General features: G+C 41.5%; 25 protein-coding genes. 12 read left to right on the top strand and 13 right to left on the bottom strand.

Going from position 1 to position 20,450, the window contains the following annotated elements; translation table 11 throughout:
- Positions 1-44 precede the first annotated feature (44 nt).
- The 9 genes from O1D97_RS10235 to O1D97_RS10195 all read right to left on the bottom strand — a co-directional run bounded on the left by O1D97_RS10235 (position 45) and on the right by O1D97_RS10195 (position 7,556).
- Complete coding sequence (locus O1D97_RS10235; RefSeq protein ID WP_269125294.1) at positions 45-971, bottom strand: 5-oxoprolinase subunit C family protein; 927 nt, start codon at positions 969-971, stop codon at positions 45-47.
- Positions 968-1,660: a 5-oxoprolinase subunit PxpB gene (gene pxpB, locus O1D97_RS10230; RefSeq protein ID WP_269125292.1), complete on the bottom strand. Its 693-nt coding sequence runs from the start codon at positions 1,658-1,660 to the stop codon at positions 968-970. The genes O1D97_RS10235 and pxpB overlap by 4 nt, the downstream gene beginning before the upstream one ends.
- Complete coding sequence (locus O1D97_RS10225; protein WP_269125290.1) at positions 1,660-2,391, bottom strand: 5-oxoprolinase subunit PxpA; 732 nt, start codon at positions 2,389-2,391, stop codon at positions 1,660-1,662. The genes pxpB and O1D97_RS10225 overlap by 1 nt, the downstream gene beginning before the upstream one ends.
- A 29-nt stretch (positions 2,392-2,420) precedes the next feature.
- Entirely contained in the window at positions 2,421-3,230 is an 810-nt protein-coding gene (locus O1D97_RS10220) for a putative hydro-lyase (RefSeq protein WP_269125288.1), read from the bottom strand.
- A gap of 210 nt (positions 3,231-3,440) precedes the next feature.
- A complete protein-coding gene (locus tag O1D97_RS10215; RefSeq protein WP_269125286.1) occupies positions 3,441-3,947 on the bottom strand; it encodes a winged helix DNA-binding protein in 507 nt (168 codons plus the stop codon).
- Between the two features lie 4 nt (positions 3,948-3,951).
- Positions 3,952-5,259 (bottom strand): TRAP transporter large permease, encoded by a 1,308-nt coding sequence (locus O1D97_RS10210; RefSeq protein WP_269125284.1) that lies wholly within the window; start codon positions 5,257-5,259, stop codon positions 3,952-3,954.
- Positions 5,259-5,792, bottom strand: coding sequence for a TRAP transporter small permease (locus O1D97_RS10205; RefSeq protein ID WP_269125282.1), 534 nt, complete (start codon positions 5,790-5,792; stop codon positions 5,259-5,261). Before O1D97_RS10205 ends, O1D97_RS10210 begins: the two co-directional genes overlap by 1 nt.
- A gap of 57 nt (positions 5,793-5,849) precedes the next feature.
- Entirely contained in the window at positions 5,850-6,812 is a 963-nt protein-coding gene (locus O1D97_RS10200) for a TRAP transporter substrate-binding protein (protein ID WP_330221469.1), read from the bottom strand.
- Positions 6,813-7,310: 498 nt separating this feature from the next.
- Positions 7,311-7,556, bottom strand: coding sequence for a hypothetical protein (locus O1D97_RS10195; protein WP_269125279.1), 246 nt, complete (start codon positions 7,554-7,556; stop codon positions 7,311-7,313).
- 162 nt (positions 7,557-7,718) lie between these two features.
- Between O1D97_RS10195 and O1D97_RS10190 the strand changes: the two genes are divergently transcribed.
- Complete coding sequence (locus O1D97_RS10190) at positions 7,719-8,570, top strand: AraC family transcriptional regulator (RefSeq protein ID WP_269125277.1); 852 nt, start codon at positions 7,719-7,721, stop codon at positions 8,568-8,570.
- Positions 8,571-8,604: 34 nt separating this feature from the next.
- Here O1D97_RS10190 and O1D97_RS10185 read toward each other — a convergent pair whose 3' ends face one another.
- A complete protein-coding gene (locus O1D97_RS10185; protein WP_269125275.1) occupies positions 8,605-9,195 on the bottom strand; it encodes a LysE family translocator in 591 nt (196 codons plus the stop codon).
- A 152-nt stretch (positions 9,196-9,347) separates the two neighbouring features.
- Here O1D97_RS10185 and O1D97_RS10180 point away from each other — a divergent pair, with 152 nt between their 5' ends.
- Entirely contained in the window at positions 9,348-9,644 is a 297-nt protein-coding gene (locus tag O1D97_RS10180; RefSeq protein ID WP_269125273.1) for a Dabb family protein, read from the top strand.
- Positions 9,645-9,736: 92 nt separating this feature from the next.
- Here the strand turns inward: O1D97_RS10180 and O1D97_RS10175 are convergent, their stop codons facing one another.
- Positions 9,737-10,426, bottom strand: coding sequence for a type 1 glutamine amidotransferase domain-containing protein (locus O1D97_RS10175; RefSeq protein WP_269125272.1), 690 nt, complete (start codon positions 10,424-10,426; stop codon positions 9,737-9,739).
- A 158-nt stretch (positions 10,427-10,584) separates the two neighbouring features.
- On the opposite strand from O1D97_RS10175, the gene O1D97_RS10170 reads away from it, so the two are divergent.
- The 7 genes from O1D97_RS10170 to O1D97_RS10140 all read left to right on the top strand — a co-directional run bounded on the left by O1D97_RS10170 (position 10,585) and on the right by O1D97_RS10140 (position 17,673).
- The gene (locus O1D97_RS10170; RefSeq protein WP_269125271.1) at positions 10,585-11,490 is read left to right on the top strand and encodes a LysR family transcriptional regulator; all 906 of its coding nucleotides are present in this window, start codon (positions 10,585-10,587) and stop codon (positions 11,488-11,490) included.
- A 265-nt stretch (positions 11,491-11,755) separates the two neighbouring features.
- Positions 11,756-13,003 (top strand): ABC transporter substrate-binding protein, encoded by a 1,248-nt coding sequence (locus tag O1D97_RS10165; RefSeq protein ID WP_269125269.1) that lies wholly within the window; start codon positions 11,756-11,758, stop codon positions 13,001-13,003.
- 67 nt (positions 13,004-13,070) lie between these two features.
- Positions 13,071-14,000, top strand: a complete 930-nt coding sequence (locus tag O1D97_RS10160; protein ID WP_269125267.1) for a carbohydrate ABC transporter permease — start codon at positions 13,071-13,073, stop codon at positions 13,998-14,000.
- Positions 13,993-14,880 (top strand): carbohydrate ABC transporter permease, encoded by an 888-nt coding sequence (locus O1D97_RS10155; protein ID WP_269125265.1) that lies wholly within the window; start codon positions 13,993-13,995, stop codon positions 14,878-14,880. Before O1D97_RS10160 ends, O1D97_RS10155 begins: the two co-directional genes overlap by 8 nt.
- A 124-nt stretch (positions 14,881-15,004) precedes the next feature.
- Entirely contained in the window at positions 15,005-16,114 is a 1,110-nt protein-coding gene (locus O1D97_RS10150) for an ABC transporter ATP-binding protein (protein WP_269125264.1), read from the top strand.
- Between the two features lie 332 nt (positions 16,115-16,446).
- Positions 16,447-16,863 (top strand): tetratricopeptide repeat protein, encoded by a 417-nt coding sequence (locus O1D97_RS10145; protein WP_269125262.1) that lies wholly within the window; start codon positions 16,447-16,449, stop codon positions 16,861-16,863.
- Between the two features lie 90 nt (positions 16,864-16,953).
- Positions 16,954-17,673 (top strand): spermidine synthase, encoded by a 720-nt coding sequence (locus O1D97_RS10140; RefSeq protein ID WP_269125260.1) that lies wholly within the window; start codon positions 16,954-16,956, stop codon positions 17,671-17,673.
- A gap of 73 nt (positions 17,674-17,746) precedes the next feature.
- Here O1D97_RS10140 and O1D97_RS10135 read toward each other — a convergent pair whose 3' ends face one another.
- Entirely contained in the window at positions 17,747-18,034 is a 288-nt protein-coding gene (locus O1D97_RS10135; protein WP_269125258.1) for a hypothetical protein, read from the bottom strand.
- Between the two features lie 286 nt (positions 18,035-18,320).
- Between O1D97_RS10135 and O1D97_RS10130 the strand changes: the two genes are divergently transcribed.
- Entirely contained in the window at positions 18,321-18,605 is a 285-nt protein-coding gene (locus O1D97_RS10130) for a hypothetical protein (RefSeq protein WP_269125256.1), read from the top strand.
- A gap of 131 nt (positions 18,606-18,736) precedes the next feature.
- On the opposite strand, the gene O1D97_RS10125 is transcribed toward O1D97_RS10130, so the two are convergent.
- Positions 18,737-19,306 (bottom strand): NADPH-dependent FMN reductase, encoded by a 570-nt coding sequence (locus O1D97_RS10125; RefSeq protein WP_269125254.1) that lies wholly within the window; start codon positions 19,304-19,306, stop codon positions 18,737-18,739.
- Positions 19,307-19,480: 174 nt separating this feature from the next.
- Between O1D97_RS10125 and O1D97_RS10120 the strand changes: the two genes are divergently transcribed.
- Both O1D97_RS10120 and O1D97_RS10115 read left to right on the top strand, forming a co-directional pair.
- On the top strand, positions 19,481-19,726 hold the full coding sequence (locus O1D97_RS10120) for a hypothetical protein (protein ID WP_269125252.1): 246 nt from the start codon (positions 19,481-19,483) through the stop codon (positions 19,724-19,726).
- 267 nt (positions 19,727-19,993) lie between these two features.
- Positions 19,994-20,278 (top strand): hypothetical protein, encoded by a 285-nt coding sequence (locus tag O1D97_RS10115; protein WP_269125251.1) that lies wholly within the window; start codon positions 19,994-19,996, stop codon positions 20,276-20,278.
- The last annotated feature ends 172 nt before the right edge of the window (positions 20,279-20,450 follow it).

The following is a 20,450-nucleotide window of genomic DNA, read 5'->3' as shown; positions in this document are numbered from 1 at the left end:
TCCGACAATCTTATGTAATCTAACAGGGCTGATTTAGCCATAAGTTAAAGAGGCAAAAGCTCTATATTCGCGTCTTTATTACGCGCTAGCATATTTATTACGTGCGCCTCTTCTACTGTCACCGGAGTAAAGTGCACTTTTTTACCTTGGGTCATTTGAGCCAATCTTGCTGTATCTAACGCCATTACAGAACCCAGCTTTGGATAACCTCCAATCGTTTGGCGATCATTCAATAAAACAATAGGCTGCCCATCTGGCGGCACTTGAATGGCACCATGGGAGATCCCCTCAGACAACAAGCTCGATACAGACGAGTGGCAAGCAGGACCAGTCAAACGGTACCCCATTCGATCCATACGCTCACTTACTGTGTATTCACCATGAAAGAAACGTGCTTTATCCAAACTACTGAAACTTTCAGCTTGATAACCAAGTACGACTCTAAGAGGCGATTGATCGGCATAATTGGGCCTATGTTGGGTCGGCATAGAAAGTCTTGCCTTGTTATCTCGATGCGATACATTAATGAGATCCCCTTTTGCTAAGGGCTTACCAGACAAACCACCTAATCCTTCTCGCACCACTGTGGCGGTACTGCCAAAATGTGCCTCAAGTTCAATACCACCTTGGATAGCAAGGTAAATACGACAACCTTCGGTGGCAAACCCCAGCTTTAAAGTATCTCCAGCATGAACATTTAACGTTTCCCACATGGAGACCGCTTTGCCATTAATTTTCACTTCTACCGTCGCACCAGTAATCGCTATTTGCGCTGGTTCTAAAAACTCGGCCGCAAAACCACCAATGCTGATCTCTATAGCACTGGCATTATCTGGATTATGACAAAGACGATTCGCCCAACGAAAAGCCGATGGATCCATAGGTCCACCCACCGTTAATCCAATGCGATGTTTCCCAATACGCCCTAAATCTTGAATCAAGGCCAACACACCTGGCTGCAGGATTTTCATAACTCACCTCCTAGCGCCAAATACTCATCTTTACTAATTGCATAAAACTTCACCTTGTCACCCACTTCTACTGGCATACAAGGCGTCGCTTTAGCATCAAACATAGGGGTTGGACATAAACCGATTAAGTTCCAGCCGCCAGGTGAAACACTTGGATAAACGGCCGTTTGACGATCCGCAATCGCAACGGCCCCCTTTGGTACCGCTTTTCTCGGCGTCGACTTTCTAGGAGCGGCAATCCGTGGATCAACCTCACCTAGAAAAGCAAAACCAGGCGCGAAGCCAATCGCAAAAACTTGATAGGCTTGCGATTGATGAATTTCAATCACCTCAGCTATCGATAATTTCGCTGTTTCGGCAAGTTCCGCTAAATCTGGACCCGCATCGGCACCATAATAGACAGGGAGCGCCACTAAACGACTTTCTTTAGTCAGAGCCCCTTTTTGATTCGATTTCAAACGCTGAACAATTTCATTACGCATGGCGTAAAAATCAAACACATCATCGTCGTAAATGACTAACAAAGACGCATAAGAAGGAATGAAATCAATAACACCATGACCAACCAATTCTTCTAACGCTTGAGTTGCTGTGAATACATCCGCAGCAGACTGCTCGCTGGCTACCTCGGCAAAATACACTATCAGCGTATTCTCACCAGCGATGTCTATCCTCATCGAAGCACTCATTAGGACAACATCTCCCTAATGGCTTCAATTGAGCGTACTCCAGCTTCATTGTCACCATGAACACAAAGCGTATCCACATCTAAGGTCAACTCATGCCCACTCACCGTAGTAATAGTGCCTTTCTCAACTAATTGCAGAACTTGAGCAAGCATCTTATCTTTAGTATGCACAGCACCTTCTTTAGAGCGAGCCAGTAATTTGCCATCGTCCGCATAACAACGATCAGCAAAGGCTTCAAACGCCACTTCGATACCGTATTGAGCCGCTTCTTTACGATGTTCTGATGCTTCAGGCGTCGCTTGCAATACTAAGCGAATAGGTCGATAAAATTTGGCTACGGCTTGCATAATCTGGCCGCGGAGTTCGCTGTTTGCCATCATATCGTTGTACAACGCACCATGAGGCTTCACATACGTCATTTCCAGTCCGTGACTGCGTGCCATACCATCAAGAGCAGACATTTGATACAACATCAATCCATGAACCTCGTCTGCCGAGCATTTCATACTACGACGGCCAAAACCCACTAGGTCTGGATACCCAGGATGAGCGCCGACTTCAACCCCATGTGTTGCCGCTAAAGCCAGCGTTTTTAGCATCCACTGAGGATCGCCAGCATGAAAACCACAAGCAATATTCGCTTGGTCAATATGAGGCATAGCTAAGCTGTCTAAGCCCATTTTCCAAGAACCGTAACCTTCACCCAAATCGCAATTTAATTTCATCGTCATTTTCGTTTCTCCTACATCACTAGTCAGTTTTATAAAATAGCCAATTGGCTATTACGCATGTCGGTCACTAGCATGCAACCAGGACTGTGAGTAATACAAAAAGGAGGTTTGGCTTGTTCCAATGCCACTTGAGGTGTTACTCCGCATGCCCAGAACACCGGAACTTCGCCCTCTTTAATTGTCACCGCATCACCAAAGTCAGGAGCAGCGATATCGTGTACACCAATCGCCGCTGGATCACCAAAATGTAAAGGTGCACCATGTACAGAAGGAAAGCGAGTACAGATTTGAATGGCACGAATCGCATCTTTAGGAACCATTGGGCGCATACTGACCACTGTAGTTCCTGAGAATGGCCCAGCTGAACGACATGCAATATTAGTACGATACATAGGCACGTTAACGCCTTCAGTAATGTTCCGCACTTCTAAGCCATCGGCAATGAGAGGTTCTTCAAAAGAAAAGGAGCAACCTAAAACAAACGTCACTAAATCATCTTGCCAAATAGACGTAATATCATGCACTTCTTCCACAAAAACACCATCATGGAAAACTTTATAACTAGGAACGTCGGTACGAATATCCACATCGTCACCAACGGAAGGCAATAAAAAATCACCAGGCTCATCCGACATACCAACAATTGGGCAAGCCTTAGGATTCATCTGACAAAACTTTAAGAAGTCATCTGCCCATGCTTTCGGCAAAATAACAATATTCCCTTGAACGTATCCTGATGCGACTCCTGACGTATTCGCTTTCCATTGACCGGAACGAATCTGCTCTCGCACCTGTTTTGGAGAGAGAAGCGCTAACGGAGTACCATTTTCAATAGACATAAACACACCTCAAATAACGTATTTTCGAATTAAATCATCTAATTTCAGATTATTCTATAATCAGACAATAACTTGGTCATATAAACTTTTAAATTGAATATTAAAAGTTTAATCATCCTAATAAATAAATTTTAAAAGTTTTTTATTTCAAAAAAAAGGCCACCTATTTAGGCAACCCTCTCTTTCTATCACCTATTTTCAAGGCGATAATTATAAAGATGCGGCTTCTCTAGAGGCTTGATCATATAAGCCAGATAACGCCCGCAAGTTTTCTGCAATCTCAGTCAATTTATCCGGAGAGAAATTGAAACTTTTAAGAGAATCAACCAAACAATCCTCTCTCACTTCTCGATAACGTTTACAAAAAACCTGCCCTTCTTCACTGGTCCTATAAAACATTTCTTTACCCACTTTTTCACCTTGGATAAGGTTACGTTTTAACAGCTTTTTCACAGAATAGTTGACCGTATGCACATCTTCAACATTTAGTACAAAGCAAATATCAGACAAGCGTTTAGAGCGCTCTCTATGGTTAATATGATGCACAATTAAAATATCCAAAGGCGCTAAATCCACCACACCACTGGTCTTCGCACAGTGCATCATCCAACGTTGAAAAGCACTGTTCGCGATAATCATGCCGAATTCAAACTCACTTAATGATGCACCTTTTTCCGACAACAAGTGAGAAGATGCAACAATCACTTTATCTGGCATTGCCTTATCCCCCGGTCATATTAGTTGGTAAAAAGGTTACTATTTGAGGGAACCAAGTAATCAATACCACAGCAAATAAAATAAGGAGGAAAAAAGGTAGTGCCGCCCGCGCAACATACAATATGTCCTTACCTGTCAGCGCCTGGATGACGAAGAGATTAAACCCTACGGGAGGCGTGATTTGCGACATTTCAACCACCAACACGATATAGATACCAAACCACAATAGATCAATACCCGCTTGCTGCACCATAGGTAAGACAACGGCCGTTGTTAAAACCACCACAGAAATACCATCTAAAAAACAACCAAGAACAACAAACAATACTGTCAAGTAAAGTAGCAGCTCTACAGGTGACAAACTCATTTCAGAAATCCAAAATGCTAATGATTTTGGGATACCTAAAAAACCCATCGCCAAGGTGAGAAAGTGCGCTCCAACTAAAATAAGACCTATCATACAAGAGCTTTTTACCGCCCCTTGTAAGCTCTCTAGAAAACTTTTACGCGTCAAAGCCTTGGAAGCAAACGCTAAAAACAATGCACCCACAACACCTAACGCCGCCGCTTCAGTCGGGGTAGTTAAGCCGCCATAAATAGAACCCAAAACAAAAACAATCAAACCAACAATAGGAAACAGTTTTTGTAAGGCTAAAATTTTATCTTTAGCGCTAATTTTTTCATCGGAATTTTTTGGTAATTCATCTTTATTTAATAAAGCCCAACATGCCGTATACCCCATGAACAAGGTTACTAATAAGAGGCCAGGTAAAGCGCCAGCAATAAACAATCGACCAATCGAGACTTCTGCTGCCACACCGTAAACAATCAGAATAATAGAGGGTGGAATCAATAGCCCTAAGGTTCCCGATCCCGCTAAGGTCCCCACAGCCATACGTTCACTGTAACCACGCGCTTTTAACTCAGGCAGTGTCATGCGCCCTATTGTTGCGGCCGTTGCAGCAGAAGAACCAGAAACAGCAGCAAAAATGCCACAACTCAATACATTTACATGCAATAGACGCCCAGGTAGCCCACTTAATAACGGCGACAGACCTTTAAAAAGATCTTCTGATAACCTTGTTCTAAACAGAATCTCGCCCATCCAGATGAATAAAGGCAGAGCCGTAAGAGACCAAGACGTACTTGCTCCCCAGGTCGCGGTAGCAAATAATAAACCTATTTGATCGTTTCCAGATAAAACCAGACCTAGCACACCCACTCCAACAAGAGACAGTGCCACCCAGAAACCAGAAGCAAGCATAAGTAATAACGCAACGGCCAATACCGTCGATAAAATAAGGGTATCCATTAATTATCTCCCCCTAAACCCGATTCAACATCAAGTTCGTCTTCATGCTTCAAATAGTTAGGTGTTTGACCCAACAATGTACAGAAAAAATCATCCGCGATAGCAATAGTGAACATCACCATACCTAAGGCAACAGGCACTTGAGGTAACCAAATAGGAACAGGTATATAGCCATAAGAGACTTCTTCAAAAATGTACGATTCCCAAGAAAGGTGGATGGTATAAAACGACATAAACGCACAAAGTAGTAAAGCAACTGCCAAGATAAACAATTCCTGAATGCGCCTTGAGCTAGCAGGCAAAAACTTAATTGCTAAGCTCACACGAATGTGACCACCCTCTCGAAAAGTATAAGCTAAGCCAAAGAAAGTCGCCGCCGCTAAACTATAGCCAGAAAAATCTTCGACAGATGGAACAATAAAGCCAAATAAGCGACCAATGACTTGAGAAACAATCAACAAAGTAATAAGAAGAATACAAAAACCGGAAAGGTAGCCAGAGGCCAAATACATGTTATTTAAAAATTTACGCATAAGAAAAGCCTTTTTAAATAAGGCCATTAGCAAAGAATACTAATGACCTTTATAGAGTTACTTTTTGTAATTTTCTATCAAAGCTTTAATTTCTGGACCGGATTCAGCCAACCACTCTGCTTCCATAGTTTCACCGATAACCGCCAATTCCTTTAACAAAGTTTCAGAAGGTTGAGCCACCACAATGCCATGATCAATTAGAGTCTGAGTATCTTTTTTTGCTTCTGATTGAACAATTTCCCAACCACGCTTTTCTGCATTTGCCGCCGCATCTAGGATAATTTTTTGAGTCCCTTTATCCAAGCGTTTGAACGATCGAGTATTCACAACAACCACATTTTTAGGAATCCAAGCTTGGATATCCGTATAATTTTTCACATAATCCCATGCTTGACCATTAGCGCCAGTTGAGGGAGAAGTAATCATGGCATCAATGATCCCAGTACTGAATGCTTGAGGAATCTCTGGTACTTGAATCGTTGTTGGAGTGGTTCCCATTAGATCCGCCAAACGTGATGTTGACGGACTGTAAGCTCGCATTCTTGACCCTTCAAGATCCGCTAAAGAGTTAACGGCGTCTTTACTGTACAAGCTCTGAGCAGGCCAAGCGACAGAATAAAGCAGAGTCATACCTTCTTTATTCAATTGCTTTTGCATCTCAGGTTTTGCGGCATTCCATAATTTTTTAGCGTCATCATAGTTAGTCGCTAAAAAAGGAATATTGTCATGTTTAAAGATAGGGTGTGTGTTACCCATGATACCAATAAACACTTCACCCATTTGCACTTGTCCAGTTTTAACGGCACGAGGGATTTCTGGATGCTTAACTAAAGACGCACCTGAATGCACGGTAATGTCTAACTCACCGTTTGTTTTCTCTTTAATTTCTTCTGCAAATTGGTAAGCAATTTTAGTTGGATGGTTCGAATCACCATAAGGGGTCGGCATATGCCATTGAGCAGCACTCGCTGAGGCAACTAAGCCACCTGCTAAAATAGAACCAGTTACTATATTTTTCATCAACATTTCTCATTCTCCACTGTTTTTATTATTAGTTCAGTTTGCAGTTTTCTACATACAGAAACTAATTATTAAACGACTTAACAACAATACACCAGCGTTTTGTTAACGTTTTATAATTTAAGCAATTAATGAACCAATAGTTTATAAAACCATATATTTAAACAATATAAGATGATTCATCTAGCTTGCTATTGACGCTATTATTACATTAACTATAGAGGAGGTTTTTATTACTATAAGTTTCGGTAGAAAATATTTTTTCTGTTTCAGATCAGTGCACGCGAAATCCAGATGGAAGCAACAGCGCTAGATTAAAGTGCATTCTTATTTGAACCATCCTCATTCTGTCATAAGCAATAAAACACGGCCTAAGCTCAAGATAGTAAAATCATAGTAGACAGATAGGTTAAACGCTATTTTGGGCGATATCTCTTAGCGTTATACTGATGTTGAAGGTGATGTTATCTACCCGTAAAGAAAACAACTAAGTAAGGATTAAAAAACAAGAGTGAGAGAAAAGCATGAGCCTCTCATCTTCATAACACACTGAAGAGACACTAAGTTTTCATGAATCGTTTGATCCATTAAGACGAACTCTTCTTTGCTGACACCACTAGACAGATCGGAGTAATGAATTGCGTCTTGCCTGACACTGAACAAATCTTCACCCGAAGCCCGTAATACAGTCAGTCTTGCCGCTTGTTCTTCTATGCTCCGACGAAATTCATATGAATTAAACACGTCGGTTTCATTCAGCCTATGTCAAAAGGATACAAAGGAAAATAAAGAGCATTTAATGCGGCTGAATAAGTACTTTTAAGGTTATTTTTTTACGATCTTCATCGGCATTTGTACCCATTCCATGCCATACTTGTGATTCATAAATCACTTATGGCATCCATAATGACTCCATCCACACATCCTTTATTCTGGCGTGATGATGCACTGCCACAAGTTGAATTAAGATACGTTCCTGATGGACACAAAGTCGCTTATGCCGCCCACTCCCATAGAGAATGGTCGATTGGCGCTATATTGGATGGGAAAAGTGCGTTTTTATGTGCGGATAGACAGCACACAGTGTCTCATGGCGACATAGTGATGATGGACCCAAATATTGTGCATGCATGCAATCCATTGCCTAACTCTCCTTGGGCCTATTATATGATGCACATTGATGTCTCCTGGCTAGCCGGTATTCTGTATGAGTCTGGGCTATCGCCCCACATTGACTTTTATTCAGCGAATATGGATACCCTCAAATCAGAATATTTCTATAAAAAGTTCATACAATTAGCTCACTGTTTAATGAGGGATACGTGTACCCAAAAAAACGAACTTAATGCGCAAAAAGCCGCCATGTTAAAATCGTATTTAGTGCGTTTATTTGAATACTTATATAGTGAAAATCAGCAAAGAATTGGCCGTAAGAAACCATCACCACCCGCTACAATTTTAGCGGTGGCGGCCTACCTAGATGAATATTATTTAGATAATCAGTCTATCAAGCAATTAAGTCAGCGTTTCAATATCAGCACGAGCTACCTTGTTAGATCCTTCACTAAGCATTTTAGTATGTCCCCTCATGCTTACCGGCTAAATAAACGCATCCAAGAAGGACAGATCGCCTTAAAATCAGGATGCAATATTGTCGATATTGCTCAAACTGTAGGCTTTAATGATCAAGCCCACTTTCAGAGAAGCTTTAAACAAAGAGTGGCGGCAACACCAAAACAATATCAAAGCAAGAAGTGACGACTCACGTGCAACAAAAACCTTTTAGTAAAACTTATACAATAATAAAAACACAGCTGCCTGCGAGTAAAATAGCTAATACCTTATTCAGTCTTTTCATTGTGTTAGTCTCCTCAATAAAACGTCCTAGTATAACACCGGCCATAACCCAGACACTTAAAGACAACCAGCAAATAACAAAATACACACTAGAAAATATCACCAAACTCTGGCCATCTGCCTCTGGAATGTAGGACACAATACCAGCTAGCGAAGCCAACCACGCTTTAGGGTTCAACCATTGCATATAAGCGCCCGTCATAAAGGAAGGTACGTTAGTGGCATCCTTTATATTAATTTCACCATTATCCCGAAATAACTGATAACTTAAGTGTAATAAGAAGATCACTCCTCCCCATTGTAATACGGGTGTAATCATAGGCAAGAAAGCCACCATGTACTGCAAACTTAAGCCCACAGACACAAACAAGACAATAAAACCGACCGTTGCTCCGGTAACAAACCTCAGCCCGATAAAAGCACCATAACGAGCGCCACTCCCAATACCCACCAAGTTGACGGGACCAGGTGAAAGGGATGCCGCTAATGAAAACAAGGACATAGAAACAATTAACGATAAAGTCATTTCAATAATTCCATCATAATAAAAGAGGCTTTTACTATCCCTATTACGACCGTCTAAGTATTGTACAAAATTGACCTTTTACATTTCTTTCTTTACTTGCTTTACTGTCTGCTCATTAACCAGACATTCACTTACTGATGAGAGGGATCGCTATGATTAGACACATACTTTTTATTAAATTTAATGAAGACGTTCGAGAAAAGGACATCGCATCTATTTTTATGGTGTTCAGAGGGATAAACACAAAAATCCCCGGTATAGAGACGGTTGATTGCGGGAAAAACAACAGTCAAGAAGGTCTAAACAAGGGCTACACCCATTGTGTGGTAATTGACTTTGTAGATGAAAGTGCAAGAGATGCTTATCTACCTCATCCAGATCATGAAGAACTCAAACAACAATTTATTCCCATGTTAGAAGACATCGTGGTGCTAGATTACGAAGTTTAGTTTTACCACTGTTTAAACAAGAAAAGACCTTCAATGAGGTCTTTTCTTTTCTTTTCTTTTCTTTTCTTTTAAAGAATGGTCACTTCAAAAGCTTATGCCTTCAATATCGCCAATAACTTTTCAGCAACCAACTCAGAGCTTGCAGGATTTTGACCGGTAATCATGAGCCCATCTTGAACCGCAAAAGGCGTCCAGTCTGCATTTTTATGATAATTGCCACCACGAGCAATCAGTTCATCCTCTAATAAGAAAGGCACAACATTCGTTAACTGCACCGCCTCTTCCTCACTATTACTAAAGCCAGTAACAGAACGTCCTTTCACATAAAACTCACCATTAGCATCTTTTATATTTAAAAAGGCACTCGGCGCATGACACACTGAAGCAACGGTTTTTTCCGCACGGATAAACGCTTCAATCAATGCAATAGACAAGGGATTTTCCGTTAGGTCCCAAAGCGGTCCATGACCTCCTGGATAAAAAACGGCATCAAAATCAGCTTCAGAAACATCACCTAATAAGTGAGTCGCTGCAACTTTATCTTGAGTCACTGGATCGTCATAAAAGCGCTTAGTCGCCTCTGTCTGAAAATCAGGTAATTCACTTTTTGGATCAATCGGTGCAATACCACCTTTTGGAGTCACTAATGTCACCTCAACACCCGCATCGATAAATGCATAATACGGTGCCGCAAACTCTTCAACCCAAAAGCCTGTTTTCTCACCTGTACCACCTAACTCATCATGTGATGTTAGAACAAATAACACTTTTTTATTTGACATAATTTTTTCCTAAACAGCAATTATTAAATATCAATTCATGGTGTTTAGTATATTGAACAACATAAAACTTGAATATAAGACTGGAATTGACATCATTGTTCTAATTATTGATACAATTTACTGAATGCTTGATCGTGTATAAACTCAAGGTGTACCGTATGGAAATTTCTTTCGAACAGTTAAAAAGTATGGTGGTCTTTTCCCAAGTGGTTGATCAAGGCAGTTTAACCGCCGCCGCCAAAGCAATGGGAATATCCCGTGGCGTGGTCAGCTACCATCTAAAAAAGTTAGAAGCGCAACTCGGTGTCAAATTACTCAATCGAACCACACGCTCCTTATCTCTTACAGAAACCGGTCAATCCTATTACACTCGTTGCCGTAATATTGCTCATCAAGCGCATGAAGCGAATCTACAAATTGAACAAGCCAAGCAAGAACCGATTGGAAAGCTGAAAATCTCTTGCCCTGTGAATCTAGGACTGCAAATCGTCGTGCCAGCCTTAAATTCATTCAGACGCCTTTATCCATTAATTGAACTCGATGTGTCCCTCAGCGATGAGGTAGTCAACATTATGAAAGAAGGCATTGATCTCGCGATTCGAGGTGCACCATTAATCGACTCAGGTTTACAAGCAAGTAAACTCGCTACTTTTGAAACGTGTTTATGTGGTTCACCAGAGTATTTTCGACAACGTGGAGTACCGACAAAGCCAGACGATTTACATCAACACGATTGGGTTGTCTATAAACCAGCGGCGGATACGGTGCATCTAACACAAGGACGTCGTTCTTTCAGTCTAGCCGTTCACGGTGCGGTCAGTACTAATAATGCGGCCGCAAGAACCATTTTCCTTGAAGGCGGCAACGGTATCGGACGCATTCCCATGTATGACGCTCTACCAAGGATACAACAAGGCCGTTTAGAACGCGTGTTATCTGATTATCAATGTATTGATATTAATGTATTCGCCGTTTTCCCCCCAGGTACCGCCGCATCCAAAAAACTTAGACTATTAATCGACTTCCTGAAAACTGAATTTAATCATCTAAATAAAAGCCTATAAAGATATAAAAATCAGTAAGTTAATCCTCTTCAACAACCACTAAAATGCGCCTATGCAAGACTTTGTTACAATAGGTTGCTCTACTTTACCCCATTGATCCTTAGTCTTTGCTAGATTTAGCTCATTGCTTTCTTAAGTGTATTTTAAGTCTCTGTTCTAAGAACAGTCGTAATAAAAAACACCCAATCAGAAAACGATAAAATATTCTTAAAAATCCACTTTAATTAAGTGGGTGACTATAAAAAAAATAACAAGGGTTACTAACATGAAAAAACTTGCATTAAGTTTAACCGCCGTTGCTTTCTCCATCTCTGCTGCAACTACTCACGCTGGTGAAGTAGAAGTACTTCATTGGTGGACATCTGGCGGTGAAGCGGCCTCTATCAATGTCCTAAAAGGATTGATGGAAGAGGAAGGCCATACGTGGAAAGATTTCGCTGTAGCAGGTGGCGCAGGTGAATCCGCCATGACCGTTTTAAAATCCCGTGCTATTTCAGGTAACCCACCAGCCAGTGCTCAAATCAAAGGCCCAACTATCCAAGAATGGGGTGATCTAGGCTTCTTAACAAATCTTGATGATGTGGCTAAAAAAGGCGACTGGGATGTTGTTCTACCTCAAGTAGTTAGCAATACAATGAAGCATGAAGGTCATTACGTTGCGGCGCCTGTAAACGTTCACCGTGTAAACTGGTTATGGGCGAATCCTGAAGTCTTCCGCAAATCTGGCGCAAGCATTCCAACCACTTGGAAACAATTCATCACCGAAGCCGATAAAATTAAAGCCGCAGGCTTCACACCTCTTGCTCACGGTGGACAAGCATGGCAAGACGCGACCTTATTTGAAGCAATTGCTTTAGAAAAAGGCGCAAAATTCTACAACAGTGCCTTTATTGGCCTTTCTGATACAACACTGCGCAGTGAAGACATGATTGATGTATTCCGTACCTTCAAAAAAGTACGTGGTTATGTTGATTCCGGTTTCTCTGGTCGTGATTGGAACATTGCCACGTCTATGGTTATCAATGGTGATGCGGCAATGCAAATCATGGGTGACTGGGCGAAAGGTGAATTTACAGCAGCGGGTAAAAAAGCAGGTATTGATTACGTTTGCTACCCAGCACCAGGCACAAGTGAAATGTTCACCTTCAACATCGACAGCTTAGCGATGTTTAAAGTGAAAGGCGAAGACAACCAAAAAGCACAACAAGATTTGGCTCGTCTGATCCTAGAACCAGAATTCCAAGAAACATTCAACTTGAATAAAGGTTCTATTCCTGCACGTCTAAACATGTCTCGTGAGAAGTTTGACACCTGTGCACACTCTTCTATGGACTCATTCCTAGCAAGCTCATCTACAGGTAATCTACTACCAAGTATGGCTCATGGAATGGCGGCTTCTTCAATGGTCCAAGGCGCTATCTATGATGTAGTAACAAACTACTTCAATGATGAATCTATGACTCCAGAAGTGGCTGTAGACAAATTAGCTAGAGCCGTTAAAGCAAGTATGTAAGCGTTCTTCGAGGCTGGCTACAAGCGAGCCAGCCTCTTATATTCTCTCCTGATTGAAGCATCACACTATGAAAACAAACGCCATTAACGCTGAGCCTAATAAAGCTCGGGCAGGCCGACCTGCACGCCTAACGTTAGCAGATTGGATGCCTAAAATTGTCATGGCACCGACGGTTATTGTCACCTTGGTTTGCATGTATGGATACATGATTTGGACTGCCGTACTCTCCATGACAAACTCTCGTATGCTGCCATCCTATGATTTTGTTGGATTAAGCCAATACGAGCGTCTCTTTAACAATGATCGCTGGATTGTTGCCCTAACTAACTTGGGCATCTTCGGTGGTTTATTCATTCTTATTTGTTTGGTACTTGGTGTCATTTTAGCCATTTTCCTAGACCAAAAAATTCGTTCTGAAGGGGCAATTCGTACCATTTACCTTTACCCAATGGCGATTTCTTTTATCGTAACGGGTACCGCGTGGAAATGGTTGCTCAACCCAACCAACGGTTTTGAAAAACTCATGATCGATATGGGCTTCACGGACTTCACATTTGATTGGTTAGTGAATCCAGATAAAGTGGTTTACTGTCTCGTTATTGCCGCGGTTTGGCAAGCGTCTGGCTTTGTGATGGCATTATTCCTAGCCGGCCTTAGAGGCGTCGATGGCGACCTTATTAAAGCCGCACAATTAGACGGTGCGAACACCTTTACCACTTACCGTCGCATTATTTTACCGTCCTTAAAGCCTGTCTTTTTCAGTGCTATGGTGATCTTGTCCCACATCGCCATTAAGAGTTTCGACTTGGTGGCCGCATTAACGAATGGTGGACCAGGGTATTCTTCCGACCTACCAGCAAACTTTATGTACGCACATACCTTTACTCGTAGCCAAATTGGGCTAGGTTCGGCTTCTGCCATGGTTATGTTGGGCTGTGTACTGGCCATACTCGTTCCTTATCTCTATTCTGAATTACGAGGAGAGCGCAATGAGTAATATTAAAGCCATTCGCCGTAAAACAACCGCTATTGAAAGATTGTTACGTGTTGCCTTGTACCTGGTATTAATCAGTGTCGCAGCCATTTATTTATTGCCTTTTATCGTTATGCTTATTACGTCCTTAAAGGATGTTGAAGAAATACGAACTGGGACGCTATTGTCTTTACCTGCAAGTTTGCATTTTGATTCCTGGAGTAAAGCATGGTCATCTGCTTGTACAGGCAGTACCTGTGACGGCATTTCACCCTTTTTCTTAAATTCATTTCAAATAGTCATCCCCGCGGTGATCATCTCTACCGTATTGGGTGCTATTAATGGTTATGTTATTTCCATGTGGAAGTTCCGCGGCAGCGATTTATTCTTTGCGGCTCTATTAATTGGTTGTTTCATTCCTTTCCAAGTTATTTTGCTGCCAATGGCACGCACGCTTGGTTGGTTAGGCATAGCGAATACCACTACAGGATTGGTCTTTGTCCATGTTGTCTATGGTGTGGCATTCACTACTTTATTCTTCCGTAATTTTTACCAGTCGGTACCCGGTGAACTTGTGAAAGCCGCTCGTTTAGATGGCGCTGGATTCTTTACTATTTTTTACCGCATCATTTTGCCCATTTCGACGCCAATTATTGTGGTAACTGTCATTTGGCAATTTACTCAAATTTGGAATGACTTCTTATTTGGAGTGGCATTCTCTGGGTTCGATACGCAACCGGTTACTGTTGCTTTAAACAACCTAGTGAACACCAGCTTCGGCGGAAAAGAATATAACGTGGATATGGCCGCTGCGATTATGGCCGCACTACCAACACTGATTGTTTATGTATTAGCAGGTAAATACTTTGTTCGAGGATTAACCGCTGGGGCCGTCAAAGGCTAACCACTAAAGGCACTCGAACCCTTTTAATAGCAACATAACAACACATATTGACAGAGTCAGTCGTTCGTCCAGATCTCTTTTCTATCAAAACGAACGTCTAACTCTCATACTCGGAGTTCAGAAAATGGCAAACTTAGTCATCGATAATGTAATCAAGCGTTATGGTCAAACAGAAGTATTAAAAGGCATCAATATTGCGATTGAAGCCGGTGAGTTTTTGATTCTGGTTGGGCCTTCAGGTTGTGGTAAATCCACACTAATGAATTCCATCGCGGGTTTAGAAGAAGTCACGGAAGGGCGTATTTTAATTGACGATAAAGACGTCACTTACGCTAACCCAAAAGATCGTGATATCGCGATGGTATTCCAATCTTATGCTTTGTATCCAAACATGACAGTGGAGCAAAATATCTCTTTTGGTTTAGAAATGCGTAAAGTGCCTAAAGAAGATCGTGACATTGAAGTGAAACGGGTTGCAGAGATGTTACAAATCACTCATCTGTTACATCGTAAACCGGCCCAACTCTCTGGAGGGCAAAGACAACGTGTTGCAATGGGCCGTGCGCTTGCTCGTCGTCCACAGCTATACCTTTTTGATGAGCCTCTTTCCAACCTTGATGCTAAATTACGTGTAGAAATGCGAACTGAAATCAAAAAGCTCCATCAAAAATTGGGGACGACCATTGTGTATGTCACCCATGATCAGATTGAAGCCATGACCCTAGCAGACCGTATCGCCGTCATGAAAGATGGAGAAGTTCAGCAATTAGGTACACCACAAGAAATTTACGATAATCCCGCTAATTTATTTGTCGCTGGCTTTATGGGATCGCCTGCAATGAACTTCATCCCAACAAAGGTTGTTGCCACTGACACTGGCCCTATGTTGGAACTGGATGCTGTACAAAAGACGCTTTTACCTTTCCCTAATAAAGCATGTCTAGAAAGCTATGTAGGTAAAACCATTATGTTAGGTCTACGACCTGAGATGATTACCGAGCCACAAGCCCATAAAGACGGGCAACCTTTTGTAATAACCACTGAAATTAATGTTGAAGTGACCGAACCTATGGGTGCAGACACTATGATTCTAACTCGAGTTAAAGAGAACGAAATCAATTGTCGATCTCACCCAGCGTACCCAGCGAAGCCGGGAGACAATATCAAGATGATGTTTGATACTTCTAAAGCGGTGGCCTTTGATCAAGAGACAGGTGTTCGCCTCGACGTGTAACCCTTTACGGCTAGTTACCGACTACTCTCTGCAATAGGGCTTATTTTGATGTTTCCTCTGAGAAGTGAAGCCTGTTTGCTTTAGCCAACTTTCGAGTTGGCTTTTTTTATTGTCAATTTGTGGCGCCTGAACCTTGTTTGTAACAAAGCTTAGAGCCATTCCAACCGATAATAACAACACAAAATAAGGCACTATTCTCATTCATTGACGTTAGTTAAGTGCCTCAAATAGACTTCTAAGGTAAACTTCAAGACAAACCTCCATTTACGACGATTACCGCCATTCATTCGTTAGCACACTGTCTAATTCGTGATAGCAAAAGGCCATTATTCATGATGAATACTAAGATATACAAAGCCGTTCATACCCTAGCAGAGAAGTTATTAGCGGCTTCCCATAAAGAAGACCGTACAGAATTTGACGTCCTTTACGCTGAATTAACTGCGATTTGTGTTGATAATGAAGATACCGATAAAGACCACCCTGTGCAGTGGGAAACCTTAGCGGATTTCACAGAAGAATTAGAAGACGCTATTGCCGGTTACGAAAAAGCGCTAAAAAAAGCCGTCGCGATCAACTCAAAAGATTATATGTCATCCATTGCTTTTTCTATGGCAACCTTACAACTTGAGTTAGGTCACACAGACGCCGCGATTAAAAACCTTCAAGCCGCCAAAATTAGTGCGAATAAAATAGCAGACAAAGAGTTTAAAATGGAAATTAATGCGCTGCTTGACAGTCTCCTATAACTTCCAACAATGTATCCGTCACTTCCAGCCATAGTGCAGCATGTAATATGGCTCCTTAGCGCCAACGTATCAGTTTAGGATAAAGCGTTTATGTCTCTATTGTTTAAAGAAATTGATAGTCAGGCCTCCTCATTAGGTGAGATATCTCTGCGCCGAAGACGTATCCCCGCATTGGGTGACCGAGATATCTATGAAGTAAAACTCGGCGATGAATTCCTAATGTCCAGTATGTTTGTTGATGCCGAAGAAGCCCTCTCTGATCTTGGGTTAGCCGCTGTGCATGGCGATCAACTGAGTGTGGCCGTAGGCGGATTAGGGCTAGGTTATACCGCAGTAGCCGCTTTAAAAGATGATCGTATCTCTGAGCTCTTTGTCGTCGATGCGTTAGAAACCGTTATTGGTTGGCATAAAGATGAGTTGGTCCCTCTAGGAAAAATTCTCAACGCAGATACTCGTAATCACTATGTTCTGGCGAGTTTTTTTGATTTAGCAACCGACCCTGAGACTGGATTCGATCCGAAGAATAAAGGAAAGAAGTTCGATGCTATCTTACTAGACATTGATCACTCCCCTACTGAGTTCTTAAATGCCGCCAATGCCAGTTTTTATAGCACGGATAATCTAGCCATTATGGCGGGACACCTTAAGAGTAAAGGGGTGTTTGCTATGTGGTCACAAAATCTACCGGATAAAAACTTTGAAGCATTATTAAGAACGGTTTTTACGGAGGTGACCTCACATATCATTAGATTTGAAAACCCCTTCCAGGGAACGCCTTCAACTAACTCAGTTTATGTGTGTATAAAGTAATCACAGATCACATTCAATAAAATGAAGGCCCCTTTGACTCTAGGGCGCTTTCAGTCTCTACGGCTTTCAAATACTAAAACTTATGCCAGTTTGTTTGTAACCATTTCAGAGCATCGACCTGGGTATGGGCCTCTTCTGGCAAGGCGTTATGAATCACTTCAGCCACTTTAACCAGTGATTTTTTCAGTTTTAAGCGCTTTAGGCTTGCGAAACGAGTAATCAAATAATGTACTTCTGAGGCTTCCTGTCGATTAAAAGGCGTTTTATCTGGCGTTCCTGAAACTCTGGCGTCATCGCTGGAAATTTGAGTCATTTGGTATTTAATCGTTTGCGGTAAATCTGTCACTTTAAAAGGTTTCAAGCGGTTTCTCGATTAAGTTGATTACTAGGAGATGGGAGAAGTAGTGTTTTTTTATGTTTCACAGTTTACGCTATTTTTCCTTTCTACGCTTGTGAACTGTGCTTAAAATATAGCCTAAGATGCACATTCCATCCTTTAAATTCTTAATTGATGCCAATAAAAGCGACATCAAGTAACAACCGCGGAAGCACACTCCAAAGGCTATTTTTAGTACAAAACTTAGGTAATAATCACTCCATCGAAACGCAACAGCGGTTCACATTCCTATCAAATTTGGAGATACATTATGAACACATTTACTAAAGCAACATTGGCTCTTTTGACTTCTTCTGCAATCGCAACATCTGCGTTCGCGGCAAATGGTTCTTCTGATGATTCAGCTTACGAAACCTACCGTAACAGCATCTCCAGCGTAGAAGCTTTATCTAACACATTAGATAAGCAAGGCATCGAATATAATGCCGACGTTAATCTAAAAGGCGCCAACACTTTCACTAAAAAAGCCGACGCTTACAATGACAAGTACCAAGAACTGCAAACTATCTTCAATGCAAACCACTTTGCGAACTAAGTTAGTTACAACAATTTAAGATCCGCTCTCCCTTTTACAAGGTTCCTTTTTAAACCAGATTGTTTCTATAGCAATCTGGTTTTTTTCTATTCAAAGGCCATAAACGCCACTTAATCCACCCTTTATTGAATTTAAGCTTTTTCTGCATAACTCAAAAGATCCTTTAATAGAGTATCCATTTTATAAGACAGTTCATCATTACGCAGTAGTGTCATGTTTTCATCAAAAGCATCAAAAAAACTAGGAATCGACAAAGCACCTACTAAGGCCGCACCAAAGCGTGGCAACGACTTCTCCGCGATTTCTAGTACCGATTTCCCTCCACGAACACCAGGAGAAGTGGCTAATAAAAGCGTTGGTTTATTTTGAAAAATCTTTTGCTCAATCCGAGTCGACCAATCAAAAAGATTTTTAAATGCGGCAGAATAATTCCCATTGTGTTCAGCAAAGGAAACAATTACGAGATCGGCGGCCGCAATGTTGTCTAGGAAGGCCTGAGCTTTTGGGTGGGCTTTATTACCAAAAGTTTGTTCTAGCTCTTGCTCTTTTTGAGCTGTAAATAAAGGGAGGTCAAAATCGTCCTCTGTCAAAGTAGATAACTCAATATCAGTGGAACAGGGAAGTTTATTGGCGGCAAATAAGGCCAGTTTTTGATTAATTGAGGTATTACTACCGCTAGCGCCAAAAGCAAATACTTTCATCTAGGTACTCTCCATTACAAATGATGTCTACAATACAACGACTCATGCTTAAACCTCTCCATTGAGTGGTCTATAGAAAAAGGCGCCGCCTGCGTTCAGAATATACAAATCTATTGCTTTTAGCCACGCAGCTATCTACTCTTATTTTGATAACAGCAAATAGGTAAGTCCTCTATGCAAATTAATGGTTCCGCCTTCCAGCACGGCATCACTGGCTTTACAACCAGTCAAACAAACTTAGGAGAGGCAAGTAATAACGTCGCTCAGGCATCCATGACAGGTGCACACAATACAAATACAGCCTCTATTCAAGACAGTTTAGTCGCCGCCACAAGCAGTAAACTCGATGCCCAAGCAAACGCGAAAGTATTGGAAACAGCAAATAAAACCCTTGGCACGATTATCGACATCACCGCATAACGCTAGCAAGCAAACGTAAAACAAGTTATCGGCGAACGTGTATTTGAAACGCGAAAAGCCCTGCTAAAATGTGCTGGAAATACAGCTAAAACTGCACATTCCATCCTTTAAATTCTTAATTGGTATCAATAAAACGCACATCAAGTAACAACCGCGGAAGCCATGGCCAAAGCCTATTTTTACGATGAAACTTAGGTAATAATCACTCCATCGAAACGCAACAGCGGTTCACCTACTTATTAAACTTAACGGTTTTGGAGATTTATTATGAACACATTTACTAAAGCAACATTGGCTCTTTTGACTTCTTCTGCAATCGCAACGTCTGCTTTTGCCGCATCAGGATCTTCTGATGATTCGGCTTACGAAACTTACCGTAACAGCATCTCTAGTGTAGAAGCCTTGTCTAACACATTAGATAAGCAAGGCATTCAATACAATGCCGACGTTAATCTACAAGGTGCCAATACTTTCACTAAGAAAGCCGATGCGTATAACGACAAATATGAAGAACTTCAAACCCTATTTAATGCCGCTCACTTCGCTAACTAATTAAATTAGCGAAAAGCGTACCCTCTTTTCCAAGGTTCCTTTTTTAGCCAGGTTATCGAAAGATAATCTGGTTTTTTTATGTCTCATAAAAAGCCTATTTGATCCAAAAACCCACAACGCCATAAAATGGCACCCGCCTCCAAGAAACGTCTTAAAACCGAGCGACTCTATT

This window comes from Marinomonas phaeophyticola (assembly GCF_026966905.1).
GTDB lineage: Bacteria > Pseudomonadota > Gammaproteobacteria > Pseudomonadales > Marinomonadaceae > Marinomonas > Marinomonas phaeophyticola.
This window is presented reverse-complemented; position numbering and strand designations above follow the sequence as displayed.